This is a genomic window from Streptomyces sp. GESEQ-4, from assembly GCF_017948455.1.
Lineage (GTDB): Bacteria > Actinomycetota > Actinomycetes > Streptomycetales > Streptomycetaceae > Streptomyces.
Window position 1 is genome coordinate 388,324 of sequence record NZ_JAFFSU010000001.1, and the last position, 22,144, is coordinate 410,467.

Sequence of the window (22,144 nt, forward strand, 5' to 3'; positions counted from 1 at the left end):
CTCAGACCCGGTCCCGCCAGGCACCCCTGGGATTCAACAAGCCCACACCCGCTCTCCCTTCGCGGGTCACGCGCAGGACGCCCGGCATAGGAAGAACTGTTGCGGCCGGACGTAGTGAACCGGCCAGCCAGCCGCTCTGCCGTCCCCGGCCCGTGTTCAGGAGAGTGCCATGACCGGCGTTTCCACGCTCGACCGCCCCCCGCAGCCGTCGGCGCCCACCCGCTACACCGTCACCGTCGCGCGAACGGAGGACGACGTCCGGGCCGCGCAGCGGCTGCGCCACGACGTCTTCGCCGGCGAGATGGGCGCGCTCCTGTCCACCCCGCAGCCGGGTCACGACATCGACGCCTTCGACGCGTACTGCGACCACCTGCTGGTCCGCGACACGATCACCGACCAGGTCGTCGGCACCTACCGGCTGCTGCCGCCGGACCGCGCCGCGGTCGCCGGACGCCTGTACTCGGAGGGCGAGTTCGACCTCTCCGCGCTCGACCCGATCCGCCCGGGCCTGGTCGAGGTCGGCCGCTCCTGCGTCCATCCCGACCACCGGGACGGCGCGGTGATCGGCCTCATCTGGGCCGGGATAGCGCGCTACATGGTCGAGGGCGGCCACGAGTGGCTCGCCGGCTGCTGCTCCATCCCGCTCGCCGACGGCGGCGCCCTCGCGGCCGGCACCTGGGACCGGGTGCAGGACAAGTACCTGGCTCCGGAGGAGTACCGGGTACGTCCGCTGCTGCCCTGGAGCGCGGAGGGCGTGGCGCGTCCCGCCACCCGGACCGAGCTGCCGCCCCTGCTGCGCGGCTACCTGCGCCTCGGCGCCTGGGTCTGCGCGGAGCCCGCTCACGACCCGGACTTCGGGGTCGCCGACCTGTACGTGCTGCTGTCGATGCGCCGGGTCAACCCGCGCTATCTGAAGCACTTCCTCTCCCTTGTCCCGGCGTGATGAGCGTCCTGCGTACGGGACTGCCGCAGCGCCTCGGCCCGGCCGCGGCCGTCGGACGGACCTGGACCCAGCGGCGCGGGGCGGGGGCGACGGCCGTGCACCGCCCCGTCGTACCGAGCAGCGCCTGGCTGCCCACCGCGCCCTGCTCGCCGCAGATCTGTGTCACGTCCGTGCGGTCTGTGACGGACGTGCCGCGCGCCGTGCTGCGGATCGTGGCGATGCTGGCGGTGCTCCTGTTCGGCATCATGCTGATGCCGGTGTTCGGGACCGTCCCCGCGGCCCGGCGCGACGCGCTGGTCCGCCGGTGGTGCCGGGCCGTCGTGCAGGCGGCCGGCGTCCGGGTCCGCCTCACCGGCACGGCCGCGCCCACCGGGGGCATGCTGCTCGTCGCCAACCACATCTCGTGGCTGGACATCCCGCTGCTCGCCGCCGTACGCCCGGCCCGCATGCTCGCCAAGGCGGAGATCCGGCAGTGGCCGGTGGCGGGCGGGCTCACCGCCGCCAGCGGCGCCCTGTTCATCGAGCGGGACCGGCTGCGGGCGCTGCCCGAGACGGTCGCCCGGATCGCCGAGGCGATGCGGGCGGGAGCCGCGGTCGTGGCCTTCCCGGAAGGCAGCACCTGGTGCGGCCGGGCGCAGGGCCCCTTCCGCCGGGCGGTGTTCCAGGCCGCGCTCGACGCGGGCGTGCCCGTCCAGCCGGTCCGCCTGCACTACCGGTTCGACAACGGGCCGTCCAGCACGGCTCCCGCCTTCGTCGGCGAGGACTCCCTGCTCTCCTCGATGTGGCGGGTGGTCACGGCCCGCGGGCTCGTCGCCGAGGTCGAGGTACGGGACGCGATCCCGGCGGGCAGCCACCCCGACCGCCGCGCACTCGCCCATGCCGCTCAGCCCGGCATGATGGGCGCGGAACTGGGATGGGCCCATGCCGCCCTGATCTCCGAGGAGTCACGGGCACGCGCGCTGGCCGTCGGCGCGGGAACGGCGGGCCTTCCCGCCGCGGACTACGGGGACTACGCGGCGGGGAGACTCGCCCGACCCGCGATCCGGGCGAGCCGCCGGTAGGACTCCAGCAGGGCCTCCCGGCCATACGTGCTCGTGGTGACCAGGACCTCCTGCGCGCCCGTCTCCTTGAGCACCGTCTCCAGTTCGTCGGCGACCTGCTCCTCGGTACCGGCGAGATGTCCGGTGAGGCCGGACTCGTAGAAGCCGCGCTCCTTGGCGGTCATGGCGAGGGTCTCGACACGTTCGGCGGGTGGGAGGGGCGGGAAGGTGCCGTGGGTGCGTGAGTGGGCCATCGACCAGGCCTCGGGGACGAGGAGGCGCCGGGCTTGTTCGGGGGTGGCGGCGACGGCGATCGTGCCGGAGATGACGACGTACGGTTCGCTCGCCCAGGGCGACGGGCGGAAGTGGGCGCGGTAGTGGTCGATGCCGCGCCGCATCTTGTCTCGGTTGCGGAGGTCGCCGATCACCATCGGCAGGCCGGCGCGGGCGGCGATCGCGGCGCCCTCGCCCATGGCCAGCACGAACGGCGGGACGGCCAGGCCCTCCGCGGGACGCGCGTGCACACGCGTCGGGGACGTACCGGTGAACCAGCCCAGCAGCTCGTCGAGTTGGGCCGCGAAGTCCTCGGCGTCGTCCTTGTCGCGCCCCAGTGCCCGGCGGACGCCGTCCGTGAAGCCGACGGACCGGCCGAGACCCATGTCGATCCGGCCCGGGAAGAGGGACTCCAGCACCCCGAACTGCTCGGCCACGACCAGGGGCTGGTGATTGGGCAGCATCACACCGCCCGTCCCGACCCGGATCGTCCGGGTCGCCCCCGCCACGGCGGCGGCCAGCACGGTGGGCGCGGAACCGGCGACACCGGGGACGCCATGGTGCTCCGAGACCCAGAAGCGGTGATAGCCGAGCTCCTCCAGCCGCCGCGCGAACCGTACGGTGTCGCGCAGTGCCTCGGCATCGGTGCCGCCCTCGCGGGTGCGGGAGCGGTCGAGCACGGAGAAGCGGGTCGAGGCGATCAGGGAGCTCATACCGGGTTCAACGCCCGGGTGACGGTGGCATTCCCGCCGTCACCCGGCGTGGCGCCCGGTCAGGATTCGGGACGCAGCAGGCCGCGCTCGTAGGCCTTGACCAGGTGCTGCGGTACGAGGTGACGGACGCCGTCGACCGTGACCGGAACCAGCTGCGCGGGCGTGGCCTTCCACTGGGCGCGGCGGTGCCGGGTGTTGCTGCGGGACATCTTCCGCTTGGGGACGGCCATGGGACTCCTTCTTCGCGAGCGGTGCGGGGTGCACCGGCGGGGGCACCCCGCGACGCTATATGAAAATGGATCCCATTAACAAACGGCACCCGGTCCATTGGCTAGGGTGAGGGCGTGACCGACAGCAACAAGCGCCCGCTGGCCGTGTTCGATCTGGACAACACCCTCGCCGATACGGCCCACCGGCAGCGGTTCCTGGAGCGCAAGCCTCGCGACTGGGACGCCTTCTTCGCCGCCGCGCCGCAGGACCCGCCGATCGCGGAGGGCGTCGCGCTGCTGCTGGAGCGGGCCGAGGAGTGCGAGGTCGTCTATCTGACGGGTCGCCCCGAGCGCTGCCGGCGCGACACGCTCGACTGGCTGGCGGCGCAGGGGCTGCCGGAGGGGCGGGTCTTCATGCGCAGCAACGCCGACTTCCGGCCCGCCCGGCGCACCAAGCTGGAGATCCTGCGTCGCCTCGCCCGGGACCGGGAGATCAGGGTGCTCGTGGACGACGACGAGTTGGTGTGCGAGGACGCCGAACGGGCCGGGTTCACCGTCGTACGCGCGCGCTGGACCGTCCCTTCCGCCGCGCTGAAGGTGGCGCAGGAGCGGGAGGGGCGGACCTGAGCGCCGGTGTCCGAACCTCAGCCCGGCTCGTCCAGCCGGAACCCCACCTTCAGGCCGACCTGCCAGTGCGCGACCTGCCCGTCCTCGATCTGGCCCCTCACCTGGGTCACCTCGAACCAGTCCAGGTTGTGCAGGGTCTGCGAGGCGCGGGTGATGCCGTTGCGGATGGCCTGGTCGACACCGTCGGGCGAGGTGCCGACGATCTCGGTGACCCGGTAGATGTGGTTCGTCATGCGGGTGCTCCTCTCCGCCGTGACACCTGCGTCACTCATCACTCCACCGTGCCCCAAGGCGCGGCGGAGCGCGACACCTCCGGACCACATCGGTTCGTGGCGCGGCGGCCATGGTCATGGGCCGCCGCGCCACGAAGTGTGCGTCGGGTGGTGCGGGGGATCAGCTGAGCGCCGCTGTTGCCGCCGTGGGGGACACGGCGCGACCGGTCTGCGGGGAGATCATGCCGGCGCACAGATTGCGTGCGGCCAGCCCCTGTGCGATGCGCGGGATCGCGGCGACCGTGTTGGCGGGCCCGTCGTGCATGAGGATGACCTGGCCGTCGGTGAGCCGGCCGGCGGCCGCCGCGATCGCGTCGGGGCCGGCGCCGTTCCAGTCCTGCGAGTCCACGTTCCAGAGGATCTCGGTGAGCCCGTACTTGGCCGCGACCGCCTTCACCGTCGCGTTGGTCTCGCCGTAGGGCGGGCGGAACAGCTTCGGCGTCCCACCGCCCGCGCCGGCGATGGCCTGCTGGGTCCGGGCGATCTCCGAGTCGATCTGGGCCTGGCCGAGCCGGGTCAGGTGCGGGTGGGTGTAGGTGTGGTTGCCGACCCACATCCCCGCGTCGACCTGGGCCTTCACCTGTGTCGGGTTCGCGGATGCGTCCTGGCCCTCGTTGAACATCGTGGCCCGCAGCCCGTTCTGCTTCAGCGCGTTGAGCAGGGCGGGTGTGGTGCCGGACGGGCCGTCGTCGAAGGTGAGTCCGACGTATCCGTTGCAGGCGGCGGCCTGCGCCGGAGTGGCGTAGACGGTGACGGTGCCCGTGGCGGCCAGCGCGACGGCGGCCAGGGCCGTCGTCAGGGGACGTAACGGGACACCCGGTGCGGTTCTCATCCCGACACCGTGATGTTGGAGTTCCCGCTGCTCTGGTACCCCTCGGTTGCCATGATCATGTAGTACCGGAAGTTGCCGAGGGGCATCCCGGCGCGGCCCCAGGCGTCGAAGTGGTTGCCGGTGGTGATCGAGCCGCCCGTCCGCCTCTGCTGCCGCACGCTCCAGTACTGGTTGAAGGTCCTGATGCCCTCGACGGAGGGAGCGTTGTACCGCGTCGTCTGGTAGATGTCGTACGTACCGCCATCGCTGTTGACGGTGCCCTTGTACGTTCCCGTGGGCCGCCAAGTGCCCCAGTTGTCGACGATGTAGTACTCGACGAGCGGATTCGACGTCCATCCGTACAGCGTCAGGTAGGAGTTGCCGGACGGGTTGAAGCTGCCCGAGTAGCTCACGGTCCTGCGTGAGCCGTTGCTCCAGCCCTTGCCGGCGACGAAGTTCCCGGTGTTGCGCCAGCTGGTGCTGTAGTTGCCGCCGTTGTTCAGGGTCATCGAGACGGTGCCCTGCGCGTCGGTCCAGAACGAGTAGTAGAAGCCGTTGTTGGTGCCCTCCTGGTTCGTGGTGATCACCGTGGCGGCGCGGGCGGTGCCGGGCAGTGCCAGCGCCGCCGTGGTGCCCAGCAGCAGCCCGCAGGCGGCCCTGCGGTTCATCGGGTGTGCGGATGCGATGTTCATGTGCGGGTTTCCTCCTCGTTGGCCGGGGCCGGGATTTGGTCCATCAGTGTTGGCCTGTCTCTGTCAAGCGTCAATAGTTTCGGCAATGATCGCGAAACATTCGCCTTGTTGTGCAGCAGATATATGTTGATGTGCGCAATGAGGCGGCAATGGCCGAGACTTTGCGTTCGAATGTTTCGAAGAAATTCCGGACAACGAAAGGGGGCAGGTGCCCAAGATGGCACCTGCCCCGACTGCGTGCGTGAACGTCAGCGCACGACGCTCAGCGACAGTGCGAACCGGCCCTCGCCGTCTGTCCACCAGTGGGCCAGTTCGAGCCCCGCCGCGGACAACTCGGCGCGCACGCCCTCCTTCCGGAACTTCGCCGACACCTCCGTGCGCAGCTCCTCACCCGCCGCGAAATCGATGGCGAGATCGAGCGCGGGCACCTTGACGGTCTGCGCGGTACGGGAGCGCAGCCGCATCTCGATCCATTCGTTCTCGGTGTCCCAGAGCGCCACGTGCTCGAACGCCTCGGGATCGAAGTCGGCTCCCAACTCACGGTTGACGACGGTCAGTACGTTCTTGTTGAACGCGGCCGTCACCCCGGCCGCGTCGTCGTACGCCCGCACCAGGACCTGCTCGTCCTTGACCAGGTCCGTGCCGAGCAGCAGCGCGTCGCCGGGGGAGAGCAGGGCACGGATCGAGGCGAAGAAGGTCGCACGTTCCGCGGGCAGCAGATTGCCGATCGTGCCGCCGAGGAAGGCCAGCAGCCGGGGTCCCGGCGTGTCCGGCAGCTCCACCCGGGCGGTGAAGTCGGCGATCAGCGCGTGCACGCTCAGCCCCGGCCGCTCCTCGATGAGGGCGTGCCCGGCCTGGGTGAGGGCGCTGTCGCTGACGTCGACCGGGACGTACGTGTGCAGGTCGGTGAGCGCGTCGATGAGGTAGCGGGTCTTCTCGGAGGAGCCGGAGCCGAGTTCGACCAGGGTACGGGCGTGCGTCGCGGCGGCGATCTCGTCGGCCCGGGTGATCAGGATCTCCCGTTCGGCGCGCGTCGGGTAGTACTCGGGCAACTCGGTGATCTGCTCGAAGAGTTCGCTGCCGTGGGCGTCGTAGAACCACTTCGGCGGCAGTGTCTTGGGTGTGCGGGTCAGGCCGTGCAGGACGTCGGCGCGCAGGGCGGCCTCGGTGGCGTCCTCGGGCAGGGTGCGGGTGAGGTGGAACGGGCTCACGTACGAGGCTCCTTCGATGGTGCCGTTGCCATGTCGCCGGTGGGGTCCTTGAGCGGGGTGAGCAGCACGTCGGTGCGGCTCGCCATGAGGAGGGTGCGGTCGGGGACCTCCTGCCAGCGCGGGTCGTCGTCGTAGGGCTCGGAGGCCACGACCGTGCCGGGGCCCGGGAGATACCAGAGGGTGTCGCCCCAGGCCGTCGCGGCGATCGTCGCGCCGTCCGAGAGGAGCAGGTTGAGCCGGGAGCCGGGGGCCGCCGCGGCGACCTCCGTGACCGTGTCGGCGAGCGCCTGGCCCGCGTCGTCGCCGGTGCGCAGCCGGTTCAGCACCACGGCCCAGACGAGTGCCGAGTCGCAGCGGGCCTCCAGCGACAGCAGGTCAGCCGCGGGCAGTTGCCGGGCGAGCGGGGCGAGTGAGCCGGGCCAGCCCTTGACGGCGCCGTTGTGGCTGAACAGCCACCGGTCCGCGGCGAACGGTGCCGCCGCGGCCTCCCCGTCCGCGCCCGCCTCGGTCGCGTCCCGGACGGCGGCGAGCAGCGCCGTCGTCCGGACGACCCGGGCGAGGTCCGCGAAGGACAGGTCCGCCCAGATGGGCCCGGCGCGGCGGTAACGCGCCGGCACCGGGTCCCCCTCCGCGTACCAACCGACGCCGAAACCATCGGCGTTGACGGTGCCGTACCGCTGCCGCCGGGGCGCCCACGACTGCTGGTACAGGCCGTGCGGCGGCTCCACCAGCAGTCGGCGCACCGGCAACGGCGGGCCGACGTACGCCAGGTGACGGCACATCAGACGTCCCCCGAGCGCGCGGTGCGGAAGCCGGAGAAGATCTGCCGCCGGATCGGATAGTCCCAGTTGCGGAAGGTGCCCCGGCACGCGACCGCGTCCACGGCGAACGCACCGCCGCGCAGCACCTTGTACTCGGGGCCGAAGAACACCTCCGAGTACTCCTTGTACGGGAACGCCTGGAACCCCGGGTACGGCAGGAAGTCGCTCGCCGTCCACTCCCACACGTCACCGATCAACTGCCGTACACCCAGCGGCGATTCGCCCTCCGGATAGCTGCCCGCCGGGGCCGGGCGAAGGTGCCGCTGGCCGAGGTTGGCGTGTTCCGGCGCCGGATCGGCGTCGCCCCACGGATAGCGCATCGAGCGGCAGCCGGCCGGGTCGTGCCGGGCGGCCTTCTCCCACTCCGCCTCGGTGGGCAGCCGGCGCCCGGCCCAGCGGGCGTAGGCGTCCGCCTCGTACCAGCACACGTGCAGCACGGGCTCGTCGGGCGGTACGACCTCGGTCACGCCGAAGCGGCGGCGCAGCCACTGCTTGCCGTCGCGGTTCCAGTACAGCGGCGCGGTGACGGAGTTCTTGCGGATGTGCGCCCAGCCCTCGGACGTCCACCAGCGCGGGTCGTCGTAGCCGCCGTCCTCGATGAACGCCTGGTAGGCGCCGTTCGTCACCGGCGTCGTGTCGATGTAGAAGGGCGCCACCTCGCGCCGGTGCGCCGGACGTTCGTTGTCCAGGGCCCAGGGCTCGGTGGAGGTACCCATGGTGAACGGGCCGCCGGGGACCAGGACTTCGGCCGGACCGGTGAACAGCGCAACGGGCTCGGGGTCCGGAGCGGTGAGCGCCTGCGGGCCCTTGCGGAGCTGATGGGTGATCAGCATCGTCTCGTCGTGCTGCTGTTCATGCTGGGCGATCATCCCGAAGGCGAACCCGGCCTCCGTGAGCCGCGTCCCGTGGAACGCGGTGCTCTCCAGCACGTCCATGACTCGTCCGCGCACCTCCGACGCGTACCGCCGGGCCTCGTCGGGCGGCAGCAGAGGCAGCGATGGGCGCTCCGCGCGCGGGTGCTCGAAGGCGTCGTACAGGCCGTCGATCTCGGGCCGCATCGCCTCCCGCCCGGCGACGGTCCGCAGCAGCCACTGCTCCTCCTGGTTGCCGATGTGGGCGAGGTCCCACACCAGCGGGGACATCAGCGGCGAGTGCTGCGCGGTGAGGTCGGGGTCCTCGACACAGGAGGTGAGGAGCGTGGTGCGGTCGCGGGCCGTCGTGAGAGTGGCCAGCGCCTGCTCCCGGAGCTTGTCTTCCTCGGGGGCGGTCATGTGCGGATGTCCTTCCCGTGCGAGGGCCCGTGCGAGGGGCCGCTCGTACCGTTCAACCCGTCCAAGAAGTCGTCGGCCGGACAGCGGCCCTTGATGACGTAGCGGTCCTGGTACGCCCGGACGGCGTCCGTGACCTGGGTGGTGGCGCCGAGCCGGGGCAGGGCGTCCAGCGCGGCCGTGAAGCAGGCGAGAGCCGCCTCGTGCAGCTCGGGGTCGGACAGCCCGTGCCGGGCCGCGTCGAGCCAGAGCGGATTGTGCGGCGCGGGCAGCGCCAGGGCGCGCTCGGCCAGCGGTTTCACGGTCCGGTAGGCGGTCTCGGCGGCCTCCGCGTCGTCGAAGAGGGCCGCCGTCACGGCGAGCGGCACGATCCACCCGTCGTCGCCGGGCTGCGCGTCGATCATGCGCAGCTCCAGATGACCGCGCGGTCTGACCGGCGGGAACAGGGTCGTGAGGTGGTAGTCGAGATCCTCCTGCGTCGGCGGCCGGCGCGCGGCCGATCTGGTCCACTCCCGGAAGGTCAGCCCGTCCGGGACGTCCCACGGGCCGCCGTCCTGCCGTACGCACATCACCGGCGCGTCCAGCACATGCCGGGCCCAGGTGGCACGCGGGTCCCCGTCCAGCGGGGGCGCGCCCGCGCGGCCCGCGCCGATCTCGACCCACTGCAGCTGCCGGCTGGAGCGCCAGCCAGTGGGCTGCCGTGCGGCGAGCGGGGAGTTGGCGAACGCGGCGAGGAGCACAGCGCCCAGCTGATGCGCCAGCCACCAGCGCCGCCCGTGCCCGAGCGGGCCGGGCTCCTCGTATCCCGCGTCCAGGCAGACCTGCACCGATGCCGACGTGCACATCATGGCGCGGCCGGCCGGGCCGGTGCGGTCGAAGTAGGTCTCCATGGCTTCGTAGCGCGGTTCGTGGAGGAACCGGCGGGGCGAGTGCCAGGGATCCTGGCCGACGCCGACGAGGCCGAGATCACTCCCGGCGAGCACCGTGCGGACGGCGTCGAGGTCGGCGGAGACGGTACCGATGCACTCCATCAGGGAGGTGGCAGGCAGCGAGCTGAGCTCCAGCTGGCCGCCGGGCTCGACGGTGAGCGCCGACCTCAGGGGCACGGTACGCAGTGCGGCGTAGGCCGCTGCGAGTCGTTCGGGTGTCACGGGGAGCTGCGGTGTCCGCAGCTCGTGGACGAGCCATTCCACTTCGACCCCGAGGGTGCGAGGCGGGCCGGTCTTGAAGCAGATGCCGCGGACGAGCGCTTCGACCTCGGCTTCGGAGATGGATGTACGAGGCTTCGTACAACCACTTGCCGAATCGGACATGTCGGGATCCTCCTGAGATTCCACCATGCCGCCGGCCCGGCTTCCGGGTAGGCCGGAGGCGGCACACCGATCCACCCAAGACCCTCGCGTCGCTTCGCACAAGAGTGCGTACCGGCACGTTCGGGGCCCGTAACCTTCGCGCCCCGGGTGCTTGTCCGGGTGTTTTCCGGGGGCGGAAAACTCTGTTGCACCCCATGACCAGCATCGCTCACGATGCCTGCATGAGCACGACGGGGGAGCGCGCGGGACGCGCGGTCATGACGCCTACGGGGGTGGCGCCATGAGCGCGCGCCTCCGTGACATCGCACGGCAGACCGAGCAGATCGTGGCGGCGGGCGGGTACCGCGCCTCCGACGGCCGCGAGGTGTCCCTCGCGGCGGCGATCGAGGCCGCGCGGTCCGGCACGCGGATGTACGGCCCGGCCCCGGTGCCGGTGACTGCGACGCCTTCGGCTGACACGTTCGTCGAGGTCACCGGCGAGAGCAGCCTGGAGGCCGCCCGCCGGCTCGGCCCCGGAACGGCCGTCCTGAACTTCGCCTCGGCCCACAACCCCGGCGGCGGCTTCCTCAACGGCGCGCAGGCCCAGGAAGAGGCCCTGTGCCGGGCCTCCGCGCTGTACACGTGCCTGGCCGGGGTGCGGGAGTTCTACGACCACCACCGCGCCCACCGCGACGTCTTCTACACGGACCGTGTCATCCACTCACCGGCCGTACCCGTCTTCCGCGACGACCGCGGCCACCTGCTGGACGAGCCCTACACCGCCGGATTCCTGACGGCGGCGGCACCGAATGCGGGGGTGGTGCTGCGTACGGTGCCGGAGCGCGCGCATGAGCTGCCGGGCGCTGTCGCGGTGCGCGCCGAGCGGGTGCTGGAGGTCGCGGCGGCCCAGGGCTACCGGCGGCTGGTGCTGGGTGCCTGGGGCTGTGGGGTGTTCCGCAACGACCCGGCGCAGGTGGCGGGGGCGTTTCGGGGGCTGCTGGTGAAGGGCCGGTTCGCCGGGCGCTTCGAGCACGTGGTGTTCGGAGTACTGGACGGCACGAGGCAAGCGAAGACCCGCGGCGCTTTTGAGCAAGCCTTTGCTTGAGCGCCCCGAAGGGGCGCGGGGAACTGCGCGACCAGCCCCCACCGGCCCGCAGCATGAAGCATCACGCCCATCCGTACCGCAACCGCAGCCGGTGCACCACGAGATTGAACCGCATCCGGTCCAGCGCGCACGCCTCCCGCCGCATGCCCTCCTCGTGCAGCCGCAGCACCCGGTCGACGTCGACCCATGAGTCGCGCCCCGACTTGTCCCACGGCCCGTTCCCGATCGGCACCCACTCACGGTCGCCGTCATGCCGCTTGCTGGACAACTGCACGGCGAGAAACGTCCCGGCGGCCTCGCGGGCGACCACGAGAACGGGCCGGTCCTTGCCCCGCCCGTCGTTCTCTTCGTACGGCACCCACGTCCAGACGATCTCCCCGGGATCGGGGTCGCCGTCGTGCGCGGGCGAGTACTCGGTGCGCACCCGGCCGACCTCGCGGGGGTCGGCCTCGATGGTGGCGGTGGGACCGTAGCGGCCGGGGATGTCATCGGTGGGTGCGCTCACCCGGCTCACAGTAGAGGGTGAGTGCGGGCCCCCGGCAACGAGGGCCCGCGGTCGGTCAGTTCCCGTCCTTCTCCACCGGCACCTGCTGCACGGGCCGTTTCACCGGCCCGTCCAGCGTCACCGGGCCGTCCCGCGTCACCGGCCCGTCCGGCGTCGACGTCCCGTTCGGGTTCTGCCCGTTCTGGTTCATGGACGCCAGCAGCTGCCGGGCCAGCCCCAGCCCCGTGCCGCCCATCGTGAGCGCCTTGGCCAGCATGTCGGCCATACCGTCGGCGCCGTTGAGCACCACCATGTTGTCGACACTGCCGAAGGCGCTCGCTCCCGCCTTCACGATCTCCGGCCAGTTCTCGGCGAGTTGCTGGGCGACCACGGCCTCCTGGTTCTCCGCGAGCGCGGCGGCCCGCGCCTTGATGGCCTCCGCTTCGGCGAGGCCCTTCGCCTTGGTCGCCTCGGCCGCCGCCAGACCCTTGGCCTGAGCGGCAGCAGCCTCGGCCTCGCCGGTTGCCCTGGTCGCCGTAGCCGCCGCGGCGCCCCGCGCCTTCGTCGCCTCGGCCTCGGCGCCCGCGGCCGTCTTCACCCGGGTCGCCTCGGCGGCAGCCGCCAGCTCCGTCTCCTTCGCCTTGGCCTGCGCGGCCGAGATCCGCGCGTCGCGTTCCGCCTCCGCCAGCGTCCGCTTCTCGTACGCCTGCGCATCCGCGGGCTTACGCACGTCCACCTGGAGCTGCTGCTCACGCCGCTGCGCCTCCAGCTCGGCGACCCGCGTCTCCTGGACGACGACTTCCTGGCGGGACGCGGCATCTTCGAGCGGACCCGCCTGACGCGCCTTCGCCGCGGCCTTGTCCCGCTCGGCCTGGTAGCCGGCCTGAAGGATCTCGCTGTCCCGGGTGGCCTCCGACATCCGGGCGGCGGCCTGCTGCTCGGCCTCGGTGGCGAGCCGGTTCGCCTCGGCCTGCGCGATGCGCGCGTCCCGCTGCACGGCGGCGGCGTGCGGCATGGCGAGATTCTTGATGTACCCGGTCGGGTCCTCGATCTCGTGGATCTGCAAGGAGTCGACGATCAGACCCAGCTTCTCCATCTCCGTGCCGCACGCGGCCCGGGTCTGCCCGGTCAGTTTGTCCCGGTCCCGGATCATGTCCTCGACCGTCAACCCACCCACGATGGACCGCAGATGACCGGCGAACACGTTGTGCACCCGTTCCGCCATCAGCTTCTGCTGGTCCAGAAAGCGGCGGCCGGCGTTGGCGATCGACACGAAGTCGTCGCCCACCTTGAAGATGACCACGCCGCGCACCTTCAGCGGAATGCCCTGGTGGGTCACGCAGTCCACGGACAGTTCTGTCTCGTTCAGATCGAGCGAAAGCTTGCGCACCGCCTGCACACCGGGCAGCACCAGCGTGCCGCGCCCGGTGACGATGCGGAATCCCATGCCCTCCTCAAGGCCCTCGGTCCGGTGCTTGGAACCGGAGATGATCAATGCCTCGTTCGGTTCCGCGACCCGCCACATCAGCTTGAACAGACCGATCACGACGAGGACGGCGACCAGCGCCACCCCCGCAACGACGCCGACAACCATCGGCATTCGCCCCCTTTTCATGGTGCCCGTCCGGCACCGAATGAAGGGGAGTGTGCGCCTGTCCGGGGCCGGGGTGAAGACACCGGCGGATCCTTGTCACAACCTTGACGCATGCGTCTCTCACCTGCGCCAGTGAGGACTCAACTGTCGTACGCCGCCTGGACGTAGACGGTCCTCGGCGGCAGGTACTCCACGACCATCACCACCGTGCCGCGCTCGATGCGGTCCGTCCCCGACGCGGGATAGGCGAGGAAGTGCTCGGCGCCCCCGCGCACCCGGACGATCACCTCGCCCACCAGCCCGGGCCCGACCGCCCCGGTGACCCGCCCCATGAGCCCGACCATCGACGCATCGTCCATCGTCACAGCGTACGGGCTCCATGGTCACGGCGTGATGGGCCCAACCTCCCTACGCCGCCGGGAAATCAGCGGTGGCCTGCTGCGGCGGCCACCGCTCGTGCCAGCGCAGGTCAGCCTCCAACTGGGCGGCCAGGGACACCAGTAGAGGCTCGCTGTTGGCCGGTCCGAGGAGTTGCGCGCCGACCGGCAGTCCGCCGCAGGCGAAGCCCGCGGGGACGTTGACGCCGGGCCAGCCCAGCACGTTCCACGGCCAGGCGTACGGGCAGGCGGCGATCATCGCGCGGTCCGTGGCCAGGCCGCCGAGGTTCAGCATCGAGCCGATGCGCGGCGGGGGAGCGGCCGTCGTGGGCGCGAGGATCACGTCGTACGACGTGAAGAACGCGCCGATACGGCGGTGCAGGACCGCCTCCGCCCGCCGCGCGGCACGCAGCGGCGGCCCGCCCAGCAGCCTGCCGAGGCGTGCGGCGTCCCGGGTGCGCCGGTCGAGGAGGCCGGGGAAGGGCACGTCGCGGACGCGCTCGGCGATTCCGGCGGTCGCGCGGGGGACGAAGGTCAGGCCGATCTGCCCGTACGGTGGGTCGGCCTCCTCGACGGTGTGCCCCAACCGGCCCAGTTTCTCGGCGAGTTCGACGACCCGGTCCCGCACCTCCGGAAGGAGCCGCGCGGGCAGGGCGGTGAAGGGCGGCTTCAGGGAGAGCGCGATACGCAGCCGTCCGGGGTCGCGGCCCACCGCCTCGGAGATGTTCAGGGCGGGCGGCCGGTGCGGGTCGTGTGCGTGGTTGCCGCTCGCCGCGTCGAGGAGCAGGGCGGCGTCGGCGACCGTGCGGGCGAGGGTGCCGTTGACGGTGATGCCCTGGAACGACTCGCCGCGCGGCCAGGTGGAGATACGCCCGCGCTGCGGCTTGATGCCGATCAGATGGGTCCAGGACGCCGGGATCCGCACCGAACCGGCGCCGTCCGAACCGAGCGCTGCCGGCACCAGACCCGCGGCGACCGCGGCCGCCGAACCGCCGGACGAGCCGCCTGGGGTGTGCTCCGGGTGCCATGGATTGCGGGTCGCGCCGAAGGACGGTCCCTCGGTGAACGGCCACTGGCCCAGCTCGCAGGTGTTGGTCTTGCCGATGATCACGGCTCCGGCCGCGCGCAGCCGCCGTACCGCCTCACCGTCCTCCGCGACGGGCGGGAACTCGCCCGGACACCCGAACGCGGTCGGTTCCCCCGCCACGTCCATGTCGTCCTTCACCGCCACCGGCACCCCGAGCAACGGCCGGCGCACCCCGGCCGCCAGTTCCTCGTCGGCGGCGTCCGCCTCGGCGAGCGCGGCCTCGGCCCGTACGATCCGGAAGGCGTTCAGCGATCCCTGGCTCGCCTCGATCCGCGCCAGGGCCTCGGTCACCATGGCCCGGGACGTCACCTCCCCGTCGGCCAGGGCACGGACGGACTCCGTGAGGCCTGCGGCACGGTCGAGCGTCATACGGACACCTCCGGAAGGACGTTGTCTACCGAACGGTAACGTCCGCGGGGCGGTGACGGAACGTCCAAAGCATTGACGGCCCTCCACCTCGCCCTTACCTTCTGATCGATTTACCGGACTGTGTTCGGTATTTCGTACACCCGTGTTTGCGGCCCAGTGCCTTTTGCGGGCCCAGTGTCTGAGGGAGAGCCGCCCGTGACCACCACACGTCCCCCCACGCCGTCCCGCCGCACCCTGCTGCGCGCCATGGCCGTCCTGCCCGCCACGGCACTCGTACTGGGCGAAGTTCCGGGCCTCCTCGGCACGGCCGTGGCCGCCGCACCGCCGAGCGGATCGGCCACCCGGTACACGATCGTGCCGTTCCTCAACAGCGACGACGGCACGGTGAACGTCTACACGTCGGACGACGCGACCGACTTCCGTCTGACCAGGTCCTCCGCGTACACGCCACCCAGCAACCGCATCCGTGACGCGAGCATCTTCAGACACACGAACGGCTACTACTACATCACCTACACCACGCACACCTGGCAGGACACCAGCACCACCATCGGCTTCGCCCGCAGCTCCGACCGCGTCAACTGGACCTTCCTGTACGACTACACGGTCCCGATCGCCAACCTGTTCCGCGCCTGGGCGCCGGAGTGGTTCGTCGACAGCGACGGCAGCGTGAACGTGATCGTGTCCTGCTCGACGACCAACGACGAGTGGATCTTCACGCCGTACCTGCTGAGGGCGACCAACTCGGCGCTCACGGCGTGGAGTTCACCGGTGGCCCTGTCGGGCATCGGCGCCAACCACATCGACACGTTCCTCGTGAAGACCGGCTCGACCTACCACGCGTTCACGAAGAACGAGACGACGAAGTACATCGAGTACGGCACCTCGTCGAGCCTCACCGGCCCCTACACCATCCGCCGGACCGGCAACTGGGCAGGCTGGGGCAGCTACCGCGAGGGCCCGGCGCTGGTGCAGCTCGACAACGGCGGCTGGCGCATCTTCTTCGACGGCTACGGCGACGGCACGTACTACTACAGCGACAGCTACGACACCTTCGCCACGTGGTCCGCCCCGGCCGGACTCCCCGCCGTGTCCGGAACGGCCCGCCACTTCACGGTGATCAAGGAGACGGTTTCCGGCGGTCCGGCCCTCGCGAAGGGCATCACCCGCTCCTTCCAGTCCGCCAACTACCCCACCCGCTACTGGCAGACCCAGTCCTCCCTGCTCAACCTCCCCGTGGTCAGCGGCTCCAGCACGACGGCGGAGAAGCAGGCCGCCACCTTCTCGGTGGTCGCCGGACTGGCCGACGCGAACGCCTACTCCTTCCACGACGCGTCCGGCAACTACCTGCGCCACTACGACTTCCGCGCCCGCTTCGACGCCAACGACGGCACGACCACCTTCGCCAGAGACGCCACCTTCATCGCCCGCACCGGCACGAGCGGCGGCGCGCTGCGTTTCGAGTCCTACAACTACCCGGGCCACTACCTGCGCCACTACGGCTACCAACTCCGCGTGGAGCGCTCGAACGGCACGGATCTCTTCCGCCAGGACAGCTCGTTCGTGCCGGTGGGGGCCTGGGGCTGAGCTGCGAGGGCGCGATGACGCGGCCCGAATCTGACTACCAGGTGACCGGGAGTTCACGCACGCCGTAGACCGGCATGGCCGACCGCAGGGGCACTTCCTCGGGCGCGACACTGAGACGCAGTGCCGGGAAGCGGCGAAGCTCGGCATCGATCCGGTCAAGCCGATCACCCTTCTGAGTGCCACGGCGTCGTCGGCTGGATGTCGGCCGTCCGGCGGGGCTGTCGGTCATCCGTAGGCGATGTGTCGGGGGCCGCTGGAACCGTGGGCGTCGAGCTGCCCTGGAAGGCAGCCGCAGCCGCCTTCACCGTCAAGGGAGTCCCGCCGCCATGTCGTCCACGTCCTCCATCCTGCCCTGGGATGTTCAACGGTTGCCGCGTGCCGATGGCAGCGTCTTCCTGGTTACCGGCGGCAACGCCGGCATCGGGTACTTCGTCGCGGAGCAGTTGTCCGCGACCGGAGCCACTGTCGTACTGGGCAGCCGGAATCCCGCGAAGGCCGAAATCGCCACGGCCTCGATCCGCTCGCGTGTCCCTGGCGCGCGGGTGCGGGCCGTACGGCTGGACCTCGCCGACCTCTCGTCGCTCAGAACGGCGGTGGAATCACTGGAGGTGGAATGCCTCGACGCGGTGGTCCACAACGCCGGCGTCGCGCTCGACGATCCGCCGCGCCGGGAGACCGGGGACGGTCACGAGCTCATGTTCGGCACGAACCACCTCGGGCACTTCGCGCTGACCCACTGGCTGATGCCGCTGTTGTCGGCCGCACCGGCGGCCCGCATCGTGACCATGGGCAGCTTCGCGGCGAAGTCCGAGCGGCTCGACCTCGACGACCTGCAGTCCCGGAAGGACTACCGGCCCAAGCGCACCTACGGACGCTCCAAGCTGGCGCAGATGTACTTCGGCCTCGAACTCGACCGCCGCCTGCGCGCCGTCGACAGCGCGGTGGCAAGCGTGGTGGTCCATCCCGGCGGCGCGCTGGACTCCCTGACCCCGTCACGCCCGCCAGTCCATGTGCGGACCGCTGGTGCGCGGCTGCGCACGGCCCCCGCCGCCCTCTTCGTCCAGGGCAAGCACGCCGGCGCATCGCCCGCGGTCCGAGCGGTGCTCGACCCGGCCGTGCGCGGAGGGCAACTGTGGGGACCGCGCGTCTTCGGCCTGCGCGGCAAGCCCCGACGTGAACCGGCGTGGAACCACCTCACCGACACCTCCGTAGCGGCGCGGCTGTGGGACGCCAGCCGTGACCTGACTGGCGTCGACCTCGGCACCATCCCCGGATAGCCCCCAGACGCGCCGGCGCACTCCGCGCCGCCCATGTCCGCCGGCAGACATAAGCATGCTCGGTACAACAGCCTCTGGATGACTGTGAGTCAGGTGGTGAAGCTGGGCGGGTGTCCAGTCCTCCGTGCCGCCCGATACCTGGAACAGCCCGCCTGAGTAGCCGGTGCGCCCTCGCAATCGACGCGACCACCGGTACGCCCTTCACCACCACCCGTACCCACACCCAGGGAGCGTGGACATGTCCACCGAACATCCCGACCCAGCAGTGACTTCCCCCGTCGACCCCCTTGTGTCCCCCTCCGTGCCGTCCCGGCGTACCTTCATCGCCGCGAGCACGGCCGTCGGGGGAGCGGTCGTGGCCGGTGGTCTGGTCGCCGGGCCGCCTCCGCTCGGCGCCGAGGCGGCGGCCGCTGCCGAGGCGGCGCCCGGCAGCCGCGTCTCCTTGACGGTCAACGGCGTCCGGCACACCGTGACGGTCGACAACCGCACCTCGCTGCTGGACCTGCTGCGCGAACATCTCGCCCTGACCGGTTCCAAGAAGGGCTGCAACGCCGGTGCCTGCGGCGCCTGCACGGTCCTGGTCGACGGGCGACGGGTCAACTCCTGCCTGACGCTGGCGGTGCGGCTGGAGGGTGCCGAGGTCACCACGATCGAGGGTCTGGAGAAGGGCGACCGGCTCCACCCGCTGCAACAGGCGTTCATCGACCAGGACGCCTTCCAGTGCGGCTTCTGCACGTCGGGCCAGATCGTGTCCGGCGTCGGGTGCATCCAGGAGGGGCACACCGGCTCCGCGGAGGAGATCCGGGAGTGGATGAGCGGCAACCTCTGCCGGTGCGGCTGCTACGTGAAGATCGGGCGCGCGGTCGAGCAGGCCGCCGGCCGGAAGTGAGGACCGATTCCCATGTATCCCTTCACCTACACCAAGGCCGCGGACACGCGAGAGGCTCTCAACGCCGGTCGGCGCGGCGGGCGTTACATCGCGGGCGGCACCACTCTGGTCGACCTGATGCGGGAGACCGTCGAACGCCCCGGCTCGCTGGTCGACATCAGCGCCCTGCCGCTGCGCGAGGTCACCGTCACCAGGAGCGGGGGCCTGCGCATGGGCGCCCTGGTCCGCATGGCCGAGGCCGCCGCCCATCCCAAGGTGCGCTCCCTGTACCCCGTCATCTCCCAGGCGCTGGAGCTGAGCGCCTCGGCCCAACTGCGGAACATGGCCACCATCGGCGGCAACATCATGCAGCGCACCCGGTGCGCATACTTCCGGGACGTGACTGCGGCCTGCAACAAGCGCGAGCCGGGCTCCGGGTGCGCGGCGCGGGAGGGCTACAACCGCAGCCACGCGATCCTCGGCACCTCCGACAGTTGCGTGGCCACGCACCCCTCCGATCTCGCGGTCGCCCTCGCCGCACTGGAGGCCACCCTCCATCTGCTGGGCCCGGACGGCGAGCGCGCCCTGCCCTTCGCTGACTTCCTGCTCCGGCCGGGCAGCACCCCGAACCGCGAACAGGCCCTCAAGCCAGGCGAGTTGATCACCGCTGTGGAGATCCCGGCCCACCCGCGCCCACTGAGGTCCGGCTATCTGAAGGTGCGCGACCGTCAGTCCTACGAGTTCGCGCTCACCTCGGCCGCGGTCGCGCTGCACGTACGCGGCGGCGTCATCCGCGAGGCCAAGGTCGCCGCCGGTGGTGTGGGCACCGTGCCCTGGAAGCTGCCCGCCGTCGAGCAAGCCCTCATCGGCGAACGTCCCTCCGACCGGCTGTGGACCGAGGCCGCCGAGCACGCTGCCGACGGGGCCCGCCCCCTCACGCACAACCGGTTCAAGGCCGAGCTGCTCAAACGCACCGTCGAACGCCAGCTGCGCACCGTAGGAGGCACGCCATGAGCCAGCCACAGGCAGCAGTCGGTGCGGCGGCGCCCCGGGTCGACGCACGGCTGAGGGTGACCGGGAGAGCGAAGTACGCCGCCGACAACAGCCCCGACGGGGTCGTGCACGCGGTCATCGTCGACAGCAGCGTCGGCCGTGGCCGTGTCACCGGCATCGACCCCCGCGCCGCCGAAGGCCAGACCGGCGTCCTGAAGGTGATCAGTCACCTCAACGCACCCGAACTGCCGCCCGTCGAAGGGGGATTCCCGCCGGGTGAGCCGCTGCGCCCGTTCCAGGACGACCGGGTCCGGTTCTTCGGACAGCCCGTCGCGGTCGTGCTGGCTACCACACTGGAGGTCGCACAGCACGCCGCGAGCCTGGTGGAGGTCGCCTACGACGCCGAGCCCGTCTCGACAGACATCAGCGTGGCCGACCCCGCCGACGAACCGGAGACATACGCACGCGGCGACGCCGACGGCGCCTTGGATTCCGCCCCGGTCCGGCTGGACTTGACGTACCGGATGGCCCGCAACCACCACAACCCGATAGAACCGGCCGGCATCGTCGCCCGCTGGGAAGGTGACCGGCTGACCGTCTGGGAGAAGACCCAGGACGTGCAGGGCACCGTGTCCACCCTGTCCGGCGAGTTCGGCATTCCGCCGGACCACGTCCGCGTCATCTCTCCGTTCGTAGGAGGCGGCTTCGGTAGTGCCGCCCGCGCCTGGGTGCACTCCGTCATCGCGGCCCTGGCCGCCCGCGAAGTGAAACGCCCGGTGAAACTCGTGCTCACCCGCAGGCAGTTGTACTTCGGCGTGGGATACCGGCCCGCATACGAGTACGAACTGCGGCTGGGCGCCAACCGGCAGGGCCGCCTGACCGCGTCGGCGCACGACATCCGCACCGAGAGCTCCCGCTACGAAAGGCACAGCGAAGGCGTTCTGCAACCCGGCCGGATGCTCTACAGCACGCCCAACGTCCGCCAGGCCTATCGTCACGTCCCGCTGGACGTGAGCACGCCGTGGTTCATGCGCGGTCCCGGCTACTCCACCGCCTCCTACGCCATCGAGTCGGCGATGGACGAGCTCGCCCACGGACTGAGCCTGGACCCGATGAAGCTGCGGTTGCGCAACGAACCCTCCGATGACGAGTCCCGCGGGCTGCCGTTCTCCACCCGCCGCCTGCGCGAGTGCTACCGCGCGGGCGCTCGCGAGTTCGGCTGGCACCGGCGCAACCCCAAGCCCCGCTCGACGCGTGACGGTGACTGGCTCATCGGTATGGGGATGGCCGCCGGTGTCTACGACACCGAGCGCAGCGAGGCCCAGGCCTCAGTCCGGCTCGACGCCGACGGCACCGCCCTGGTGCAGTCCTCGACCAGCGACATGGGCCCCGGCACGGCCACGTCCATGACCCAGGTCGCCGCCGACGCCCTCGGCCTGACCATGCGTCAGGTGACCTTCCGGCTCGGCGACTCCCTCATGCCCCCGGCCCCCGGTCACCACGGCTCGCGGACCATGGCCAGTGTCGGATCCGCCGTCCAGGACGGCTGCGACAAGCTGCGCAAGCAGGCGATCACGCTCGCGGTCAAGGACGAGGACTCACCGCTGTACGGAGCGGACGCCGCGGACATCGTCGTACGCGGCGGTCGGCTGTACGTGAAGGACGAGCCCACACGCGGGGAGACGTACCAGCGCCTCTTGGCCCGCAACAACCGCAGTCACCTCGAAGCGATGGGCTCGTACGCCGGGGCGTCGGAATCGGAGAAGTTCTCCTTCTACGCCTACGCCGCGACGTTCGCCGAAGTGGCCGTCGACGCCCGCCTCGGCCTGGTACGGGTGCGGCGCATGGTCGGCGTGTACGACGCCGCCCGGATCATCAACCCGAGACTCGCCGACAGCCAGGCCATCGGGGCCATGACCGGCGGTATCGGTCAGGCTCTGCTGGAGCACACGGTCACCGACCACCGCGACGGCCGGATTGTCAACGCCAACCTCGCCGACTACCTCGTGCCGACCCACGCCGACATGCCCGACATGAAAGCGATCTACATCGAGGGGGAGGACTACGAGGCCGACCCGATCGGCGTCAAGGGACTCGGCGAGATCGTCATCGTCGGAGTGGCGCCCGCCATCGCCAACGCGGTCTTCAACGCCACCGGCCGCCGGATCCGGGAACTGCCCATCACGCCCGAAGCTCTGCTCTGAACACCACGGGCGCCGCCGTGTCGTTTC

The 22,144-nt window shown here is 71.1% G+C and carries 22 protein-coding genes; 9 read left to right on the forward strand and 13 right to left on the reverse strand.

The window, feature by feature from the left end:
- Nucleotides 1-169: 169 nt before the first annotated feature.
- The gene (locus KCH48_RS01700) at nt 170-943 is read left to right on the forward strand and encodes a GNAT family N-acetyltransferase (RefSeq protein ID WP_210569644.1); all 774 of its coding nucleotides are present in this window, start codon (nt 170-172) and stop codon (nt 941-943) included.
- Entirely contained in the window at nt 943-2,004 is a 1,062-nt protein-coding gene (locus KCH48_RS01705) for a 1-acyl-sn-glycerol-3-phosphate acyltransferase (RefSeq protein WP_210569646.1), read from the forward strand. The genes KCH48_RS01700 and KCH48_RS01705 overlap by 1 nt, the downstream gene beginning before the upstream one ends.
- Here KCH48_RS01705 and KCH48_RS01710 read toward each other — a convergent pair.
- Complete coding sequence (locus KCH48_RS01710) at nt 1,953-2,969, reverse strand: LLM class flavin-dependent oxidoreductase (RefSeq protein ID WP_210569648.1); 1,017 nt, start codon at nt 2,967-2,969, stop codon at nt 1,953-1,955. The genes KCH48_RS01705 and KCH48_RS01710 overlap by 52 nt on opposite strands.
- Before the next feature lie 59 nt (nt 2,970-3,028).
- Nucleotides 3,029-3,199, reverse strand: a complete 171-nt coding sequence (rpmF, locus tag KCH48_RS01715; RefSeq protein ID WP_210569650.1) for a 50S ribosomal protein L32 — start codon at nt 3,197-3,199, stop codon at nt 3,029-3,031.
- 114 nt (nt 3,200-3,313) lie between these two features.
- Between rpmF and KCH48_RS01720 the strand changes: the two genes are divergently transcribed.
- Nucleotides 3,314-3,805 carry a hypothetical protein gene (locus KCH48_RS01720; protein ID WP_210569651.1) on the forward strand — a complete coding sequence of 164 codons (492 nt, stop codon included), beginning with the start codon at nt 3,314-3,316 and terminating at the stop codon, nt 3,803-3,805.
- A 17-nt stretch (nt 3,806-3,822) separates the two neighbouring features.
- On the opposite strand, the gene KCH48_RS01725 is transcribed toward KCH48_RS01720, so the two are convergent.
- The 7 genes from KCH48_RS01725 to egtA all read right to left on the reverse strand — a co-directional run bounded on the left by KCH48_RS01725 (nt 3,823) and on the right by egtA (nt 10,193).
- The gene (locus tag KCH48_RS01725) at nt 3,823-4,038 is read right to left on the reverse strand and encodes a dodecin (protein ID WP_210569652.1); all 216 of its coding nucleotides are present in this window, start codon (nt 4,036-4,038) and stop codon (nt 3,823-3,825) included.
- 160 nt (nt 4,039-4,198) lie between these two features.
- A complete protein-coding gene (locus KCH48_RS01730) occupies nt 4,199-4,909 on the reverse strand; it encodes a polysaccharide deacetylase family protein (protein ID WP_210569658.1) in 711 nt (236 codons plus the stop codon).
- A complete protein-coding gene (locus KCH48_RS01735; RefSeq protein WP_210570885.1) occupies nt 4,906-5,556 on the reverse strand; it encodes a glycoside hydrolase family 11 protein in 651 nt (216 codons plus the stop codon). The genes KCH48_RS01730 and KCH48_RS01735 overlap by 4 nt, the downstream gene beginning before the upstream one ends.
- Nucleotides 5,557-5,828: 272 nt before the next feature.
- Nucleotides 5,829-6,791 carry an L-histidine N(alpha)-methyltransferase gene (gene egtD / locus KCH48_RS01740; RefSeq protein ID WP_210569660.1) on the reverse strand — a complete coding sequence of 321 codons (963 nt, stop codon included), beginning with the start codon at nt 6,789-6,791 and terminating at the stop codon, nt 5,829-5,831.
- The gene (gene egtC / locus KCH48_RS01745) at nt 6,788-7,573 is read right to left on the reverse strand and encodes an ergothioneine biosynthesis protein EgtC (protein WP_210569662.1); all 786 of its coding nucleotides are present in this window, start codon (nt 7,571-7,573) and stop codon (nt 6,788-6,790) included. Before egtC ends, egtD begins: the two co-directional genes overlap by 4 nt.
- On the reverse strand, nt 7,573-8,883 hold the full coding sequence (gene egtB, locus KCH48_RS01750; protein ID WP_210569664.1) for an ergothioneine biosynthesis protein EgtB: 1,311 nt from the start codon (nt 8,881-8,883) through the stop codon (nt 7,573-7,575). The genes egtC and egtB overlap by 1 nt, the downstream gene beginning before the upstream one ends.
- Nucleotides 8,880-10,193: an ergothioneine biosynthesis glutamate--cysteine ligase EgtA gene (gene egtA / locus KCH48_RS01755; protein WP_210569666.1), complete on the reverse strand. Its 1,314-nt coding sequence runs from the start codon at nt 10,191-10,193 to the stop codon at nt 8,880-8,882. The genes egtB and egtA overlap by 4 nt, the downstream gene beginning before the upstream one ends.
- A gap of 280 nt (nt 10,194-10,473) precedes the next feature.
- Between egtA and KCH48_RS01760 the strand changes: the two genes are divergently transcribed.
- Complete coding sequence (locus tag KCH48_RS01760; protein WP_210569668.1) at nt 10,474-11,277, forward strand: TIGR02452 family protein; 804 nt, start codon at nt 10,474-10,476, stop codon at nt 11,275-11,277.
- Nucleotides 11,278-11,338: 61 nt separating this feature from the next.
- Here the strand turns inward: KCH48_RS01760 and KCH48_RS01765 are convergent, their stop codons facing one another.
- From KCH48_RS01765 to KCH48_RS01780, 4 genes are all read right to left on the reverse strand, one after another.
- Entirely contained in the window at nt 11,339-11,782 is a 444-nt protein-coding gene (locus KCH48_RS01765) for a type II toxin-antitoxin system PemK/MazF family toxin (protein ID WP_210569670.1), read from the reverse strand.
- A gap of 55 nt (nt 11,783-11,837) precedes the next feature.
- Nucleotides 11,838-13,361: a flotillin family protein gene (locus KCH48_RS01770; RefSeq protein ID WP_210569672.1), complete on the reverse strand. Its 1,524-nt coding sequence runs from the start codon at nt 13,359-13,361 to the stop codon at nt 11,838-11,840.
- A 134-nt stretch (nt 13,362-13,495) separates the two neighbouring features.
- On the reverse strand, nt 13,496-13,714 hold the full coding sequence (locus KCH48_RS01775) for a hypothetical protein (protein WP_234390510.1): 219 nt from the start codon (nt 13,712-13,714) through the stop codon (nt 13,496-13,498).
- Nucleotides 13,715-13,763: 49 nt separating this feature from the next.
- Complete coding sequence (locus KCH48_RS01780) at nt 13,764-15,188, reverse strand: amidase (protein ID WP_210569674.1); 1,425 nt, start codon at nt 15,186-15,188, stop codon at nt 13,764-13,766.
- A gap of 246 nt (nt 15,189-15,434) precedes the next feature.
- On the opposite strand from KCH48_RS01780, the gene KCH48_RS01785 reads away from it, so the two are divergent.
- The 5 genes from KCH48_RS01785 (at nt 15,435) to KCH48_RS01805 (ending at nt 22,117) form a co-directional block, all read left to right on the forward strand.
- A complete protein-coding gene (locus KCH48_RS01785) occupies nt 15,435-16,775 on the forward strand; it encodes a glycoside hydrolase family 43 protein (RefSeq protein ID WP_210570886.1) in 1,341 nt (446 codons plus the stop codon).
- A 326-nt stretch (nt 16,776-17,101) separates the two neighbouring features.
- The gene (locus KCH48_RS01790; RefSeq protein ID WP_210569676.1) at nt 17,102-18,052 is read left to right on the forward strand and encodes an SDR family NAD(P)-dependent oxidoreductase; all 951 of its coding nucleotides are present in this window, start codon (nt 17,102-17,104) and stop codon (nt 18,050-18,052) included.
- Nucleotides 18,053-18,290: 238 nt separating this feature from the next.
- A complete protein-coding gene (locus tag KCH48_RS01795) occupies nt 18,291-18,941 on the forward strand; it encodes a (2Fe-2S)-binding protein (RefSeq protein WP_210569677.1) in 651 nt (216 codons plus the stop codon).
- A 12-nt stretch (nt 18,942-18,953) separates the two neighbouring features.
- Nucleotides 18,954-19,934 (forward strand): xanthine dehydrogenase family protein subunit M, encoded by a 981-nt coding sequence (locus tag KCH48_RS01800; RefSeq protein WP_210569678.1) that lies wholly within the window; start codon nt 18,954-18,956, stop codon nt 19,932-19,934.
- Complete coding sequence (locus tag KCH48_RS01805; RefSeq protein ID WP_210569679.1) at nt 19,931-22,117, forward strand: xanthine dehydrogenase family protein molybdopterin-binding subunit; 2,187 nt, start codon at nt 19,931-19,933, stop codon at nt 22,115-22,117. Before KCH48_RS01800 ends, KCH48_RS01805 begins: the two co-directional genes overlap by 4 nt.
- The last annotated feature ends 27 nt before the right edge of the window (nt 22,118-22,144 follow it).